The 14,971-nt window shown below is 71.3% G+C and carries 15 protein-coding genes; 11 read left to right on the forward strand and 4 right to left on the reverse strand.

Annotated elements, in window-relative coordinates; all coding sequences use genetic code 11:
• Window positions 1-283: 283 nt before the first annotated feature.
• The 6 genes from BL253_RS05390 to BL253_RS05415 all read left to right on the forward strand — a co-directional run bounded on the left by BL253_RS05390 (window position 284) and on the right by BL253_RS05415 (window position 5,773).
• Window positions 284-1,369 carry a Rieske 2Fe-2S domain-containing protein gene (locus tag BL253_RS05390; protein WP_081438026.1) on the forward strand — a complete coding sequence of 362 codons (1,086 nt, stop codon included), beginning with the start codon at window positions 284-286 and terminating at the stop codon, window positions 1,367-1,369.
• 28 nt (window positions 1,370-1,397) lie between these two features.
• Window positions 1,398-2,159: an acetoacetate decarboxylase family protein gene (locus BL253_RS05395; RefSeq protein ID WP_076814103.1), complete on the forward strand. Its 762-nt coding sequence runs from the start codon at window positions 1,398-1,400 to the stop codon at window positions 2,157-2,159.
• A 60-nt stretch (window positions 2,160-2,219) separates the two neighbouring features.
• Entirely contained in the window at window positions 2,220-3,437 is a 1,218-nt protein-coding gene (locus BL253_RS05400) for an amidohydrolase family protein (RefSeq protein ID WP_076814105.1), read from the forward strand.
• On the forward strand, window positions 3,434-4,366 hold the full coding sequence (locus BL253_RS05405; RefSeq protein WP_076814108.1) for an SDR family NAD(P)-dependent oxidoreductase: 933 nt from the start codon (window positions 3,434-3,436) through the stop codon (window positions 4,364-4,366). The genes BL253_RS05400 and BL253_RS05405 overlap by 4 nt, the downstream gene beginning before the upstream one ends.
• A gap of 147 nt (window positions 4,367-4,513) precedes the next feature.
• The gene (locus BL253_RS05410) at window positions 4,514-4,954 is read left to right on the forward strand and encodes a nitroreductase family deazaflavin-dependent oxidoreductase (protein ID WP_076814109.1); all 441 of its coding nucleotides are present in this window, start codon (window positions 4,514-4,516) and stop codon (window positions 4,952-4,954) included.
• A gap of 63 nt (window positions 4,955-5,017) precedes the next feature.
• Window positions 5,018-5,773, forward strand: a complete 756-nt coding sequence (locus BL253_RS05415) for an SDR family oxidoreductase (RefSeq protein ID WP_076814181.1) — start codon at window positions 5,018-5,020, stop codon at window positions 5,771-5,773.
• Between the two features lie 244 nt (window positions 5,774-6,017).
• Here the strand turns inward: BL253_RS05415 and BL253_RS05420 are convergent, their stop codons facing one another.
• Window positions 6,018-6,887: an alpha/beta fold hydrolase gene (locus BL253_RS05420; RefSeq protein ID WP_081438031.1), complete on the reverse strand. Its 870-nt coding sequence runs from the start codon at window positions 6,885-6,887 to the stop codon at window positions 6,018-6,020.
• 168 nt (window positions 6,888-7,055) lie between these two features.
• Between BL253_RS05420 and BL253_RS05425 the strand changes: the two genes are divergently transcribed.
• Together BL253_RS05425 and BL253_RS05430 are read left to right on the forward strand one after the other, a co-directional pair.
• On the forward strand, window positions 7,056-8,039 hold the full coding sequence (locus tag BL253_RS05425; RefSeq protein WP_076814111.1) for an LLM class flavin-dependent oxidoreductase: 984 nt from the start codon (window positions 7,056-7,058) through the stop codon (window positions 8,037-8,039).
• Between the two features lie 123 nt (window positions 8,040-8,162).
• Window positions 8,163-8,804 (forward strand): TetR/AcrR family transcriptional regulator, encoded by a 642-nt coding sequence (locus BL253_RS05430; protein WP_076814112.1) that lies wholly within the window; start codon window positions 8,163-8,165, stop codon window positions 8,802-8,804.
• 153 nt (window positions 8,805-8,957) lie between these two features.
• Here the strand turns inward: BL253_RS05430 and BL253_RS05435 are convergent, their stop codons facing one another.
• Window positions 8,958-10,310: an ABC transporter substrate-binding protein gene (locus tag BL253_RS05435; protein WP_076814113.1), complete on the reverse strand. Its 1,353-nt coding sequence runs from the start codon at window positions 10,308-10,310 to the stop codon at window positions 8,958-8,960.
• 479 nt (window positions 10,311-10,789) lie between these two features.
• Window positions 10,790-11,095: a hypothetical protein gene (locus BL253_RS05440; protein ID WP_274535184.1), complete on the reverse strand. Its 306-nt coding sequence runs from the start codon at window positions 11,093-11,095 to the stop codon at window positions 10,790-10,792.
• Between the two features lie 179 nt (window positions 11,096-11,274).
• Here BL253_RS05440 and BL253_RS05445 point away from each other — a divergent pair, with 179 nt between their 5' ends.
• The 3 genes from BL253_RS05445 to BL253_RS05455 all read left to right on the forward strand — a co-directional run bounded on the left by BL253_RS05445 (window position 11,275) and on the right by BL253_RS05455 (window position 13,905).
• On the forward strand, window positions 11,275-12,390 hold the full coding sequence (locus tag BL253_RS05445; RefSeq protein WP_076814183.1) for a TIGR03857 family LLM class F420-dependent oxidoreductase: 1,116 nt from the start codon (window positions 11,275-11,277) through the stop codon (window positions 12,388-12,390).
• Window positions 12,387-13,589, forward strand: a complete 1,203-nt coding sequence (locus BL253_RS05450; RefSeq protein ID WP_076814114.1) for a phosphotransferase — start codon at window positions 12,387-12,389, stop codon at window positions 13,587-13,589. Before BL253_RS05445 ends, BL253_RS05450 begins: the two co-directional genes overlap by 4 nt.
• Window positions 13,590-13,665: 76 nt before the next feature.
• Window positions 13,666-13,905 (forward strand): AMP-binding enzyme, encoded by a 240-nt coding sequence (locus BL253_RS05455; protein WP_076814115.1) that lies wholly within the window; start codon window positions 13,666-13,668, stop codon window positions 13,903-13,905.
• A gap of 123 nt (window positions 13,906-14,028) precedes the next feature.
• Here the strand turns inward: BL253_RS05455 and BL253_RS05460 are convergent, their stop codons facing one another.
• Window positions 14,029-14,778: a hypothetical protein gene (locus tag BL253_RS05460; protein WP_076814117.1), complete on the reverse strand. Its 750-nt coding sequence runs from the start codon at window positions 14,776-14,778 to the stop codon at window positions 14,029-14,031.
• Window positions 14,779-14,971 lie beyond the last annotated feature (193 nt).

Consider the following 14,971-nt stretch of genomic DNA (forward strand, 5'->3'; position numbering starts at 1 on the left):
ACTGGCCGCCACCGCGGCTGCCGCACGGCCGCTACCGCCCACGTCGCCGACGAACTCGGCGACGTGGGCGGTTGTGTGCCCGCCCGTGCGCGCCCGTGCCGCGTCTTCCGGCACCTCACGGTCGGTCGGCCGTCCCGAAAAACAGTGTTGTAGACCACTCGTTCATCATGTTGAATGATGGTTCAGTAGACGGCGCGCCCCTGATTCGCCGTCTCGCAAGATCGGATATCTTATCCGATCTTGCTCCGTCTCTCCCCGCGCGCACCTCTCTGGGAGGCAGCACATGACGATCTCCGGCGAGACCAGGGCCGGCCGGCCCGGCCTGACCGGTGTCTACGGGACGTCGGYCGTCGCCGCGACGGCCGCGCAGGACCTGGTCGGCCTGCCGATGCCGCAGCGGCCGGACACCCTCTACGACCTGTCCCTGCGTACCCGGGTCCGCCGGGAGCGCGCGCCTCGCTTCCCGTTCCCGATCCCCAACGGCTGGTTCATCGTCGCCCGGGCCGACGAGATAGAGCCCGGCCGGACGAGGACGCTGTTCTACTTCGGCAAGGACCTGGTGCTCTTCCGCGGCGACGACGGGACCCCGTACCTGTTCGACGCCTACTGCCCGCACCTGGGCGCGAACCTCGGCGTCGGCGGCAGGGTCGTCGACGGCTCGCTGCGGTGCCCGTTCCACGGCTGGCGGTTCGACGGCGCGAGCGGTGCCTGCGTCGAGGTGCCCTACGACGACAACCCCTTCATCCCGAAGACGGCCACCGCGCGCTCCTACCCGGTGGTCGAGCGCAACCACATGATCTGGGCCTGGCACCACCTCGAGCGGGCGGAGCCGACMTATGAGGTGCCCGAGGTCGCCGAGTTCCACGACGCCGAGTGGCTTCCGATCGTGGTCAAGGACTTCGAGGTCGCGACCTGCTGCCAGGAGATGGCCGAGAACAACGTCGACACCCCGCACTTCAAGTACGTGCACGGCACGCCGGCGATCCCGGAGGAGGAGTTCCACACCGACGGCCCCTACAAGCGCACGGTCGGGATGGACGGGAACTTCGTGCGCGAGGGCTTCGGCCTGGGCCTGGGCGTGCTGCGGGTGAAGGGCTACACCACGTTCGTCTCCTCGACGACCCCGATCGACGAGGAGAACGTGCACGTCCGGTGGATCTTCACCGCGCCGCGGTCGCTCGGCGAGGGCGCGGCCGAGAAGGCGTCGATCAGTTTCACCGCCGGCGTGAGCCAGGACCTCCCCATCTGGGAGAACAAGATCTTCAAGGATCCGCCGGTGCTGCGGCCCTCGGAGAAGGCCGTGACCGAGCAGCGCCGCTGGTGCCAGCAGTTCTACTCCTGGCCCGAGGGCGACCCCCGCCGCCGCTGACAACGCCTGACTGACGAGGAGGGTCCCGATGGGGAACCGCTGGGTACGCACCGTCGAGAGGAAGTCCGACGCCGAGGCGAGCATCGGGGCCGGCCTGCCGCCGATCCCGTCGCTCGAGGTCGTCTACCTGACCGATCCGGCGGTGCTCGCGGAGCTGCTTCCGCCACCGCTGACCCCGCCGGCCGAGCCGCGGGTGCATGTCCGGGTCACCGACATCGACCTGCACTTCGGCGCCTACCACTACAAGGAGCTGGTCGGCTACATCGCCGTCGACGCCGTCTACGACGGGGTGACCGGCGAGTACCCGCTGCTGATCCCGATCGACCTGGAGTCGGCGATCTCGATCAGCCGGGAGAAGCACGGCGAGCCGAAGAAGCTCGCCGATCTGGAGCTCACCCGGGACGGCGACCACGTCGAGGGGCGGATCACCCGCAACGGCGTGACCTTCGTCGAGATCGTCGGCGACGTCACCGAGAGCCTGCCGGTGCCGGAGCCCTACCCGGCCACGCAGTGGTGGTACAAGTTCATGCCCGCCGTCTCCGGCTCCGGCTTCGACGGCGACCCGCTGCTGGTCCGCCTCGACCAGACCCGCACGCCGGCGAGCGTCGAGAAGGTCGAGGGCAAGCTCGTGCTGCGCGACGAGCCCACCGCTCCCGTCGTCGACCTGCCGGTGCTCGAGACCGTCTCGATCCTCTACACCACCCGGTCCTCGGTGAACCGCGCCAGCGTCGTCGGCCCGGTCGACCCGGTCGCGTTCGAGCCGTTCGCGCACACCCGCTACGACCACTGACCCGCGCGGCGGCGCCCCAGGCATCCGAAGTACCTACGACCCGATACCAGGAGAAGGGTCATGAGCGACAAATACCTGCTCATCTCGACGGACACCCATGCCGGGCTGCCTCCCGAGCAGTACCGCGAGTACATCGACCCGAAGTACCGCGAGGCCTTCGACGAAGCGCAGGCCGCGGACGTGACGGCCGCCGCGCTGGTGGCCGAGGACGACCATCAGAGGTTCCTGGCCGAGTGGAACTCCGAGATCGGTGACCACGGCGGCATGGAGGGCGCCTGGGACCCGGCCGTGCGCACCAAGGAGATGGACGCCGAGGGTGTCGCGGCCGAGGTCGTGTTCCCGGACGCGGACGCCGCCGGCGTCGGCGGCGTCTCGGGGTCGCCGTTCGGCTCAGGACTCAACTCCTCCGGCGACAGCGATCCGGTGCTGGTGATGGCCGGCGCCCAGGCGCACAACCGGTGGGCGGCGGAGTTCTGCCAGAACGACCCGGAGCGGCGCTACGGCATCGCGATCGTCCCGGCGCTGCACGACGTCGCGGCGGCGGTGGCCGAGGCCGAGTGGGCGGCCGAGAACGGCCTGCGCGGCGGGATCATGATCCCGACGAAGTGGGGGAGCTACCCGGCGTACAACGACCCGGTGTACGACCCGCTGTGGTCGGTGTGCGCCGAGGCGGGTCTCGTCGTGCACACCCATTCGGGTGTCGGGCCGACCGACTACACCTGGGCGCCGGGCTTCCTGGCGATCTATGCCACTGAGGCGTACTGGTGGGCCGCCCGTCCGCTCTGGGCGCTGCTGCTCGGCGGCGTCTTCGAGCGCCACCCGAAGCTGAGGTACGCCCTGGCGGAGAACGGCGCCTGGTGGGTGCCGGACATCCTGACCCGGATGGACGCCAAATGGGAGGGCGACCATTCCACTCGCAAGTTCGGGCCGAAGACGTTCCGCGACGGGATGACGATGAAGCCCTCGGAGTACTACCACCGCAACGTGTGGATGGCGTCGTCGGTCATGGGCCGCGTCGAGGTGGAACGTCGCCACGAGATCGGCGTCGAGCGGCTGATGTGGGGGCACGACTACCCGCATCCGGAGGGCACCTGGCCGCACACCAGGGAGTGGCTGCGCGACCGGTTCGCCGACGTGCCGGAGGCCGACACCCGCCGCATCCTCGGCCTGAACGCCGCCGAGCTGTACCGCTTCGACCTGGCGCGGCTCGCGCCGGTCGTCGACCGGATCGGCCTGACGGTCGAGGACGTCCACGGACCAGCCGGAGCCGCCGCATGACCGCCACCCCGATCCCGGCCCCGAGCCTGGCTCCGAGGATCACCGACTTCGCCGGGAAGGTCGTCGTCATCACCGGCGGGGCGGCGGGCATCGGCCGGGCGCTCGGCGAGGCCTTCGCCCGCGCCGGCGCCGTCCTGGTGCTCTCCGACATCGAGAAGAACGCCCTCGACGCCACCGTCGCGGCGCTTCGCGAGGCGACCGGCGCCGAGATCGGCGGCGTCGTCGCCGACGTTTCCGACGCGGACTCGGTCGAGGCGCTGACCGAGGAGGTGTTCCGCCTTCACGGGCGCACCCACGTACTGGTGAACAACGCCGGCGTCGGGCCGCCGTCGGCGAAGGTCTGGGAGACGACGCCCAACGACTGGCGCTGGACCTTCGGCGTCAACGTCCACGGCGTCGCCAACGGCGTCCGCTCGTTCGTCCCGCGCATGATCGCCTCCGGTGAGCCGGGCCACGTCGTCAACACGTCGTCCGGTGACGGCGCGGTCGCGCCGATGCCGAGCGCGTCGGTGTACGCGGCGAGCAAGGCGGCCGTGTCGATCCTCACCGAGTGCCTCGGCGCCCAGCTCGCGCAGGAGGGGCACCCGATCGCGGTGTCGCTGTTCCTCCCGTCCGGCAAGGGTCTGCTCGACACCGGCCTGTGGACGTCGGATCGCAACCGGCCCGCCGAGCTCGCCCGCGAGAAGCCGCGGACGACCCCGGCGATGACGGTCGCGACGCTCGTCGAATCGGCGGCGAAGGCCGGCACGGAGATCCCGATCCAGCCGCTCGAGGAGCTCGCCGACGACGTCCTGCGCGGCATCCGGGCGGGGGAGTACTGCATCATGCTCGGCCGGGACGGCGCGACCGCGACCCTGCGGGAACGGGCCGAACGGTTCGGAGCCGGCCAGAACCCGACCGCGACCGGGCACAACCTCCTGCCGGTCTGACCAGCCCGGGACTGGCGGGCGGCCGGACGCGACATCCGGCCGCCCGCCGGCCGGCGGCGCAGGAGGCCGCCGCCCGCCGGCCGCCGGGGTCGAGGTCGAGGTCGAGGTCGACGGGCGGGATGGCGCGGCGCGGCGTTGAATCGGCTCATGCCTCTCACCGGTGACTACGAGCCGAGCCCGGCGGACTGGGTCCGTGAGCAGGTCGAGGAGTACGAGAACTCCGGCGGCACCCGTGGCACGATGCTGAACGGCCGGCCGGTGGTCATCCTCACCACGGTCGGCGCGAAGACGGGCAAGATACGCAAGAGCCCGCTGATGCGGGTCGAGCGCGACGGGCTCTATGCGGTCGTGGCCTCGCTCGGCGGCGCACCCAACCATCCCGTCTGGTACTACAACGTGCGAGCCCACCCGGAGGTGGAGCTCCAGGACGGTCCCGTCCGGCAGCGGCTGGTGGCCCGTGAGGTGACCGGCGACGAGAAGGCCGCCTGGTGGAACCACGCTGTCGCGGCGTACCCCGACTACGCCGAGTACCAGAAGAAGACCGACCGGCAGATCCCCGTCCTCGTCCTGGAACCGCCCGCCCGATGACCGGGCCCACCGCCGGCCGGCGGCGGACGAGTGAGTTGGATTTTCCTATCTATGGGAGAGCTCGTGACGTCTGTCTTGATCACTGGGGCCTCGAAGGGCATCGGCCGGGCAACCGCGGCCGAGTTCGCCGCCCGCGGCTACCGCGTCATCGCCACCGCGCGCGATCCCCGAACGCTTGACGATCTCGATGTGGCGCAGCGGCTCCGCCTCGACGTCACCGACCAGGCCACCGTCGACGAGGCCGTCGCCGCCGCCGGCCAGGTCGACGTCCTGGTGTCCAACGCGGGTGTGATCTTCCTGGCCTCGGTCGAGGCGAGCCCGGTGGCCGAGATCGAGCGGCTGTTCACGCAGAACACCGCTGGCGCGATCCGAGTCGCCCAGGCGCTGCTGCCGCAGATGCGCGAGCGCCGGGATGGACGGTTGCTGTTCGTCTCCAGCATGGTGGGCCGCCTCGTGATGGCGGGCAGCGCGGCCTACGCCGCCACGAAGTGGGCACTCGAGGCCCTGGTCGAGTCACTGGCCGTCGAGACCGCCGGGTTCGGGATCCGGACCACCCTGCTCGAACCCGGCACGGTGAGCTCGGGCGCGCTCGATGAACCTCTGACCTACCAGTTGCCCGACGACCCCTACCCTGACCTGCTCGTCGGCCGCTACAACCCCAGTGCCTTCATCACGCCAGAACAGGTCGCCCGCGCGATCGCCGACACCGCGGAACTCGACACCCCTCCGCTGCGCCTGCCGATCGGCGAGCAGTCCACCGCGCTCCTCGCGGCGCGCAAGGCGGCCCCCGAGAACGTCCCCTTCGTCGCCAAGCGTTGATCGGGGCCTTCGCCGCGCTGATGTGAAGCTCACGTGAAATAGCGCGGAGCGGCTTTCCAGCCTCGGCGCGAGGCGATCACGGCGTCGCTACCCGCCGATCGCGTACAGCCGCCAGCCGCCAGCCGCCTGGGGACCGGCGGTCCTGGCGGGTCACCCGGCCGCCCGGGTGACCCGATCCGCGACGCCGTGGGTCATGACCGCCAACACGCCGGGATGCGGCGTGGGCGGACGGGACGAGCCCGATCTACCCGCGAAAGAAGGCGGTGAGTTGTTTGGTGACCTCATTGGGCAGGTCGTGCTGGATCCAGTGGCCCGCGTCGGAGTAGTGGATCGTCCTTGCGTCGGGGACGAGGTGGGGCGGCGGCTCGGCGAGGTCGGCGCGCAGGTGGGGGTCCCGGTCGCCGAAGAGCACCAGCGTCGGCGTGTCCGTCCGGCGGATGTGGTTGCGCCGCAGGTCCTTCCGGTCACGGATGAAGGCGCGGTAGTAGTTGATCGTCGCGGTCAGGGCGCTGTCGTCCTGGTAGGCGATCCGGTACCGGTCGATCTCCTCGGGCGGGAAGGGCGTGTTGGGCTCGGTCTCGTAGACGCGGAGCAGGCCGCGGCGGCCGCGGGCTCCGAGCAGCTTCTCCGGCAGGACCGGCAGGCAGAAGAAGAACATGTACCAGCTCTTCCTGAGCTGGCTCCAGCTACGGAGCCCGGCGAAGAAGCTCTCCGGGTGCAGGATGTTCAGCACGGCGAGCCGGTGGAGCCGTTCCGGATGGCGCATGGCGAAGAACCAGGCGACGAATCCGCCCCAGTCGTGCCCGACCAGATGGACACGGTCCTCGCCGAGATGCTCGATCAGCCCGTCGACGTCGTCGCAGAGCACCCTGGCCTGGTAGTTCCAGACGCCGGCCGGCCTGGTCGACAGGTTGTACCCGCGCATGTCCGGCGCGACGACCCGGAAACCGGCGGCGATCAGCGCGGGGATCTGCGCCCTCCACGTGTACCAGAAGTCCGGAAAGCCATGCAGCAGGATCACCGTCGGGCCTTCGCCGCCGATGACGTAGTGCAGCGTGACGCCGTTGACCGTGGCATATCTGTGCTCTACCGACCCGTCGAGGTCGTCCGTCATCTGCTTCTCCCCGCCCCGACCGGTTGACATACCCACCCTATTTCGGGATGGTCCATCCCGAAATCATGCCGTACCCGGTCGCGCGGCGGCCCGGACGGCCCAGGCCCAGGACGCATGACCGCTGGCCCGAGCCCTCGGCACCGTCTTGCCCGGCACAGGAGGTTCGGCATGTTCATGATGCGGTTCGACATGCGAGCGCCCGCGACAGGGGCGCCCGCGCGGGAGCTGTACGCCGCCGCGACGGAGATGGCCGCGTGGGCCGAGACGCGCGGCTGCGTGACGGCGGTGCTCTGCGAGCACCACATGTCGGCGGACGGCTACCTGCCCGCGCCGCTGGTCCTCGCCGCCGCGATGGCCGCCAGGACCGCCACCCTCCCGCTCTCCGTCGCCGCCCTGCCGTTACCGCTGTACGACCCGATCCGCCTCGCCGAGGAGATGGCGGTGCTCGACATCCTCAGCGGCGGGCGGCTCTTCTACGTCGCCGCCATCGGCTACCTGCCCGCCGAGTACGAGATGTACGGCGTGGACTTCCGCCGCCGCGGCCGGCTCGCCGACGAGCTGCTGCCGCTGCTGCTGCGAGCCAAGACCGGCGAGGCGTTCGAGCACGAGGGCCGCCGCGTCCAGGTCACCCCGACGCCGCTGACGCCGGGCGGGCCGACGGTCTTCTGGGGCGGCGGCAGCCCGGCGGCCGCCCGGCGCGCCGGCCGCCACGGCATCGGCTTCCTGGCCCAGAGCGACAGCAAGGAGCTACAGGTCGCCTACGAGGAAGCGGCCCGCGCCGCGGGCCACGAGCCCGGGATGTGCATGCTGAACTCGCCGGACAAGCCCACCACCGTGTTCGTCGCCGACGACGTCGACCGGGCGTGGGACGAGGTCGGGCCCTACCTGATGCACGACGTGCGCAGCTACGCCGCCTGGAACGAGGGCAACACCGACACCGCGAGCCTGTCGTTCGCGCGGACCGCCGAACAGCTGCGCGCGGAGCGACGCAGCCATCAGATCCTCGCGGTCGACGAGGCGGTGGAGCTCGTGCGGGCGGGTGAGGTGCTGCAGCTGCACCCCCTGGTCGGCGGCCTGCCGCCCGAGATCGGCTGGCGCTACCTCACGACGGTGGTCGAGAAGGTGCTCCCCGCGGCCCAGAGGCCCGCATAGCGGCCGGCCCGCGGGCGTCCGGGCACGGCGGCGCGAGGGCGCCGTCGTCGGCCCCGCCGGCGGGCGGGAGGGCGGAAACAGGATCGAGGCTCCCGTAATAGCTGGTCGCCGTACGATCGGCCCATGACCTCGGACCAGCCGCACGGACGCCGGGGCCGTCCCCGTGACGTGAGCATCGACCTCCGGGTCCTCGACGCCGCCCGGCAGCTGCTCGTGGAGCAGGGGTTCGAGGCGACCACGCTGCAGGCGATCGCGGAGCGGTCCGCGGTCCACGCGTCGGCGATCTACCGCCGGTGGCCGTCACGTGTCGAGATCATCGAGCAGGCCGTCTTCCCGGGGCTGGCACCGGTCACCGTGCGCCCGACGGGCGACCTGCGCCGCGACCTGCGCCGTTTCGTCCGCGCCTACGCGTCGACGATGGCGGGCCCGGCCGCGCGGGCCGCGGTGCCGGGGCTGCTGGCCGTCTACCAGGTGGCCGGGCGCGCGAACGCCGCCGAGACGTGGTTCGCCGTCTCGGCCCGGCCCCATTTTCTCGACATCCTGCGGGCCGCGCCGCCCGGCACCGTGGACCCGGCGGCTGACCCCGACGACGTCTTCGACACGCTGCTCGGCTGCGTCCTGGCGAGGGTCCTCATCCCCACCGTCGCCCAGCGAGACCGCCCCCTGGAACGCCTCGTCGACATCTGCCTGCGCCTCCTGCAGCCGGTCACCGCACAACCGGCGCCGGCGCCGGCGCGACCGGAGACGGTGGTCGCCCGCCCCTGACCGCGCGGGAGATCCGCCCCGGGGCCGGCCGGAATCTGTGCCGCGGGATTCCTCGGGCGCGCCCAGGTCAGAAGGACCCGCCCGGAACGCGTCCGTCCGGGCGGGTCCTTCCACGTGGTGCCGCCAGCTCTCAGGACCGGTGGCGGCCCCGGTCTACTTCTTGACGAGCGCGCCGCAGGCGAGCTTGCTGGTGATGTCGAACTTGTCGCCGTTCAGCTGCGTGATGGAGGCGCAGGGCGCGCTGACGTAGTGGTTGACCGGCCACCGCGTCTCGGGCACCGCGTCCTCCACGTAGTTGGAGTAGTTGTTGTTGAGCAGCTTGAGGAAGCTGTCCACGGTCAGGTCGCGGCCGGCCTTGGTCGCGGCGGTGACGAACATGTCCGCGGCCCAGTAGCCGGCCATGGCCGGCAGGCTGATGGCGGCGTCGGGGGCGTACTTGGCGAAGTCGTCGGCCAGCTGCCTGATGGCCGGGACGGCGGTGTCGACGCCCGGCTCCCACTGGACGATCGTGTAGGACTTCTGCAGGTCCTTGAACCCGGCCAGCCGGGGGTCGTACCCGACCGGGTTGAGGTTCTTGCCCTGGTACCCGGCCGCGGCCAGCGCGCCGGTGAGCTTGATGACCGAGTTGAAGTCCGCGACGTACAGGACGACGTCCGGCGGCGCGCCCTTGTCCGAGGTCATGATGGCGCTCACGACGGGGKCGGTGTCGGTGATCCCGGCGACCGGGATCGGGTTCTTCTCGTAGACGACGTCGATGCCGACGGCGCGGATCTGCGCGGCCAGCTCGTGCAGGCCGGCGCTGGCGGAGTCGTTGTCGACGCCGACGAGCGCGGTCGTCTTCCCCTTGGCGGCACCGCCGAACATGGCCTGGATCATCAGGCCGTAGGTGGTCGAGCTGACGCCGAGCTTGCTGTCGGGGAACTGGCAGCCGGTGATGCCGAACCCGATCGAGGTCTGGCAGAAGCCCAGGTTGAAGCCCCAGCCGAAGAACGGGACCGTCTCCGAGCAGAAGGTGTCGAGGTAGTTGGCGCTGCTGGTCATGACCGGGACGGCCGCGAAGACCTTCTTCTGGTCGACGAGGGACTTGGCCTGGGAGCCGTTGCGGGCCGGGTCGTTGCCGTCGTCCAGCGTGCCGACGTAGTTGATCTTACGGCCGTTGATGCCGCCCTCGGCGTTGGCCCGGTCGAACCGCGCCTTGGCGCCGAGCTCGGTGCCGGCCATCGAGCTGCCGTTCGGGCTGGTCAGGTAGGCCAGGCCGCCGACCGTGATCTCGGTGTCGGTGATACCGCGGGTCGGGTCGGACGCGGTCTGGCCGCACCTGAGGCTGGCCGCGTCCGGGGTGAAGCCGCCGGCACTCCAGCCGGACGGCGGGCCGACCTTCACGTCGTCGGCGGCGATGACCTGCGCCTGGGTGGAGCCGTCGTCACCGCCGCCCGAACATGCGGCCAGGCCGGCGCTGAGCGCGGCGGTCGCGGCCAGGACGGCGACTAATCGGGTACCTCGCATCGATGACCTCCTCCTGCGGGGCGCCGGGTCGGCCGTCCCCACTGGACGGTTTAGATAATGTATATTTTATAACACGATGGAACGGGGTTGTGGCCGAGAGTCGCGTGCCATCCTGGCTCCCGATCTGAGGAGGATCCGTGTCATCGCCCGCCGGGAGATGGGCCGACGACGGCTACCGCCGGCCGGACCGCCAGGCCGGTCCCCGGCGAGCTCCGCGCGTGACGTCGCCGCGCGGTATGACTCCCCTCACCTTCAGCGGATATGGGAGGGAGTCTCCCACAAGTGATGAACGTGGTCGAACGGTGCCCATGGCCGGCCTCGGCCGCTCCTGACGGACCGTGGCATGCCACTGCCGCCTGGCCCGTCGGTGTGGAGGCGGGCGGCGATGCCCCCGCGGCAGTCGCGAGCAGGTGCTCGGCCGACTGGCCTCGGGCCGCCCATATCGGTTGGGAATGTCCTGTATCTGACAGTGGCGGCCGTCAGGTCGGAAGGAGTCGGACCGGCATCGCGGTGACGCCGTTGACGAGGTTGGAGCGCAGCCGGCTGGGCGGTCCGAGGGGCTCGACGCGGCGCACCCGGGCGGCGAGCGTCCGGTACATCAGCTCGATCTCGAGCATGGCGAGGTGCCGGCCGAGGCAGAAGTGCGGCCCGCCGCCGCCGAAACCGAGCTGGGGGTTGGGGCTGCGGCCGATGTCGAAGGTGTAGGGCCGGCGCGATGGCGATGGTGGGCGGATCGGTCGGCGATCGTTGTGCGCCGTCCGGGGAGAGGATACTTTATGCAACATCTGGTCGTACGACCCGCCGCTCGCGGCGGTCGCCTACTCCGGGCCACGCCGAGGCGTTCGAGAGCCGGCGCGGTGAGCCGAGCGGAACCGCCCGCCCACGGCCCGGAGGCTTCCAGGGATACCTGGAGTGCCAGTCGGCCGCCATGAGGCCGGCCGGACCGACCCGGACGGAGCATGACGTGACGCCGAACCAGCCGCCGAACCAGCCGGCGGGCCCTCCTCAGCTCACCGAGCTGGGTTTCTACACGCTGGCCGGGCACAGCTCGGCGCCACGTGACCTGGTCGACGAGGTGCGCGCCGCCGAGGATCTGGGCATCGGCGCCGCCTTCATCTCCGAACGGTTCAGCACCAAGGACGCGGCGATCCTGTCCGGGGCCGCCGGTGCGGTCAGCACGTCGATCGGCATCGCCACCGGCGCGACGAACCACAACACCCGCCATCCGATCGTGACCGCGACGATGGCGGCCACGATGCACCGGCTGACCGGAGGCCGGTTCGCGCTCGGCTTGGGGCGGGGCTTCGACCGGCTGTTCCAGGCGCTCGGACTGAAGCCGATCACCGGGGCGCAGATCGAGGACTTCGTCGGCGTGCTGCGCCGGCTGTGGCACGGCGAGATGGTGCTCGGCCACGACGGCCCGGCCGGCGCCTGGCCCTACCTGCACCAGGACGCCGACTTCGACGAGGACATCCCGGTGATGCTCGCCGCGCTCGGCCCGCGCTCGCTGGAACTCGCCGGCCGCTGCCTGGACGGCGTCATCCTGCACACCTTCTACTCCGACGCCGCGGTGCGCGAGGCGCTCGCCGCCGTCGCGCGCGGAGCCAAGGCCGCGGACCGCGACCCGGCGAGCGTACGGGTCTGGTCGGTGCTGGCCACCGTCTCCGACGAGGTCCCCGATGACCGCCGGCTGCTCAAGACCGCCGGCCGGCTCGGCTCCTACCTGCAGGGCTACGGCGACCTGATGGTCCGGGTCAACGACTGGGACCCGGCGGTGCTGGCCCGCTTCCGCGCCGACGAGGTGGTCACCTCGATCAAGGGCGGGATCGACGCCAAGGCGACGACGGCGCAGCTGGAGCACATCGCGACGCTGATCCCACCGGAGTGGCTCGCGACGGCCGCGACTGGCGGCCCCGAGCAGTGCGCCCAGGCTGTGGCCCGCCAGTTCGACCTCGGCGTGACCGGGGTGATCATGCACGGCGCGACGCCGGCGGAGCTCACGCCCGTCGTCCGCGCCTACCGCGACATCCGCCCGGCGGGGCTGTCCGGCCTGCCGGCCAACCCGGGGCGGGCGGCATGACCACCACGGACGGCACGGCGGACGTGGACGCACCGGCCACGCGCCGCGCGCCCGGCGAGGGCGACGACGCCGCCGGGATCGGCACGGCCGCGCAGGTCGTCGACGACCCGACCGAGATCACCCCGGCCTGGATGACCGCCGCGCTGCGCGGCGGCGCCGGTGACGTCACCGTGACCGGGCTGCGCCACGAGCCGGTCGGTACCGGCCAGATGGGCTCCAGCTACCGCTTCCACCTGGAGTACGCCGCCGGCGGCCCGACCGGCGCCGGCGGGTCCGACGGCGGCGTGACCACCGCCCCGCGCACCGTCGTGGTCAAGATGGGCGCGGGCGACCCGGCCGACCGCGGCGTCGTCCGGCAGGGCTACCGCAAGGAGGTCGGCTTCTACGCCCGCCTCGCGGGCCGCGTGCGGATCCGGACACCGCACTGCTGGCAGGCCGCCATCAGCCCGGACTCCCGCCTGTTCACGCTGGTGCTCGCCGACGCGCACCCCGCCAGGGCGGGCAGCCAGGAGACCGGCTGCGACGTCGACCAGGCCGCCGACGCGGTCCGCAACCTGGCCGGGCTGCACGCCCCGTTCTGGAACGGCGCGCTGCTCGGCGCCGAGTCGTCCTGGCTGGAGCGCTCCGACGACGCCGCCAGGGCGTTCATGGGCGAGCTGCACGCCGCCGCCACCGCCGAGTTCGTCGCGCGCTACCAGGCTGAGCTCGACCCGCTCGACGCCGAGACGCTGCGGCGCGCGGCCGCGCTGACCTACCGCTGGCAGAGCGGCTACGAAGCGCCCTTCTCGGTACTGCACGGCGACTACCGGCTCGACAACCTGCTGTTCCCGGCGGACGGCCCGGGGGTATGCGCCGTCGACTGGCAGACGATCTCGATCGGGCTGCCGGGCCGGGACCTCGCCTACTTCCTCGCCACGGCGCTGCCCCCGGACGTGCGCCGCGAGCACCAGGCCGGCCTGGTGCTCGCCTACCACCAGCGGCTCGTCGAGCTCGGGGTCACCGGCTACTCGGCCGCGGACTGCTTCACCGACTACCGGCGCGGCCTGCCGCACGGCCCGCTGATCACGGTGCTTGGCTGCGTCTACGCCGCCGGGGTCCGCACCGCGGGCTCCGACCGGATGTTCCTGTCGATGGCCGAGCGCGCCTGTGCCGCCATCCGTGACCTGGAGTCGCTGGAGCTCATCGAGGCGGAGACATGACGACCGACATGGCGCCGCGGTCCACGAATCTCCGGCCGTCGCCGGTGCCCGACTCCCACCGCCTGGAGGTCCGCTGATGTACCCGGGTTCGCACGCGGCCACCGACCCGGAGAAGGCCGCCGTCGTCATGGGCACCTCGGGGGAGCGGGTCAGCTACCGGGTGCTCGATGAGCTTCGCGCCTACCTGCGCGACAGCATCGCCGGCTACAAGGTGCCGCGTGTCGTCGCGTTCCGCGACGAGCTGCCAAGGATGCCCACCGGCAAGCTCGCGAAGGGGAGGCTCCGCGAGGAGTACCTGACCGACTCACCCGCCTGACGAGAAGGACCGCCGCCGAGCGAGACCAGGTTTGACAGCCGACCTACGGGGAGCAGCGACGACGGAATTCTGTCGTCTTCCGCGGTGGCGATGCCCGCGTTCGGTGCGGCTCCCGCGCGGATGCTATTGAGTGAAACACTGATTGGCACGGAAGCCGAATCCCGCCAGCCTGAGCATGTCGCTCATGAGTGCCAGGAACCTGGGCTGCGCCCCGGACGGGTCCAGGACGGCCAGCTCGAGGCTTTCGACGAGTGGCGGCGCCGCCTCCGCGACGGCGAGCGCGGCAAGTTCCGCCGCGCGAGCCGGTGAGATGGCCACCCCACTGTTGAGGCGCTTCGGCGCGCCCACCCGGACGAAGAGGTCGACGGTCTGGAGCACGTACCCGCTGACACGGAAGGCGAGGCCGAACCTCACGCACTTCGACTCCTGCCAGTTCGGGCCCGTGCTGCGAAACTCGAACAAGCTGGGGTCGACGGGCTGGTAAACCGTTCCCGAGGTCGGGATAGGTTCCCGGTCTGGGCTCGTGCTGCCGATATCGACAGGCGCACCGCCGGGGCCCCCGATCGTGGCCCGGGACCCGGCGCTCGTGCGCACGATGACAGTCGTCTCCGAACCGTTCTGGCGGATGGTCCCGGTACTGGCGTCATACGTCCCGGTGCCGATCGGCATCCCCGAACTATCGACGATCACCACCGGTGTGCCGTCCGGAATGGCGGCGGCGCTTGTGCCTCCGTTGGTGCCGGTGCCACCACCGCTGTTGAGACCGTGCGGGTTCAGGAGCCTTTCGAGCATCTGCTCGATGCGATGCAGAGTAGCCGCGGTCTGATCCTCGTCGGCCGCCTTGACGACAAGATCGTCGCTATCCTTTGTCATTCCGCTCCCGAACCGTTTATGCCACCTGATCCTTTCAGGAGTCTAGTACGGCAAGGTCGCATCCGTGATCATTGTTGGTGGACGTCGCGGCGTCGGTAGTGGCCGGCCCGGGGTGAGTCCGGTACGAAGTCGCAGGCTTGGAGCGGGACCAGGCGGCCGGACTCCTTCAGCTGCCAGCCGATCCACTCGGCTC

The organism is Pseudofrankia asymbiotica, from assembly GCF_001983105.1.
Taxonomy (GTDB): domain Bacteria; phylum Actinomycetota; class Actinomycetes; order Frankiales; family Frankiaceae; genus Pseudofrankia; species Pseudofrankia asymbiotica.

Coding starts and splice junctions, on each gene's coding strand:
- BL253_RS05425 (WP_076814111.1), top strand. CDS start 7,056: ATGTTCATGATGCGGTTCGACATGCGAGCGCCCGCGACAGGGGCGCCC.
- BL253_RS05395 (WP_076814103.1), top strand. CDS start 1,398: ATGGGGAACCGCTGGGTACGCACCGTCGAGAGGAAGTCCGACGCCGAG.
- BL253_RS05455 (WP_076814115.1), top strand. CDS start 13,666: ATGTACCCGGGTTCGCACGCGGCCACCGACCCGGAGAAGGCCGCCGTC.
- BL253_RS05440 (WP_274535184.1), bottom strand. CDS start 11,095: ATGTTGCATAAAGTATCCTCTCCCCGGACGGCGCACAACGATCGCCGA.
- BL253_RS05410 (WP_076814109.1), top strand. CDS start 4,514: ATGCCTCTCACCGGTGACTACGAGCCGAGCCCGGCGGACTGGGTCCGT.
- BL253_RS05460 (WP_076814117.1), bottom strand. CDS start 14,778: ATGACAAAGGATAGCGACGATCTTGTCGTCAAGGCGGCCGACGAGGAT.
- BL253_RS05400 (WP_076814105.1), top strand. CDS start 2,220: ATGAGCGACAAATACCTGCTCATCTCGACGGACACCCATGCCGGGCTG.
- BL253_RS05420 (WP_081438031.1), bottom strand. CDS start 6,887: ATGACGGACGACCTCGACGGGTCGGTAGAGCACAGATATGCCACGGTC.
- BL253_RS05450 (WP_076814114.1), top strand. CDS start 12,387: ATGACCACCACGGACGGCACGGCGGACGTGGACGCACCGGCCACGCGC.
- BL253_RS05405 (WP_076814108.1), top strand. CDS start 3,434: ATGACCGCCACCCCGATCCCGGCCCCGAGCCTGGCTCCGAGGATCACC.
- BL253_RS05430 (WP_076814112.1), top strand. CDS start 8,163: ATGACCTCGGACCAGCCGCACGGACGCCGGGGCCGTCCCCGTGACGTG.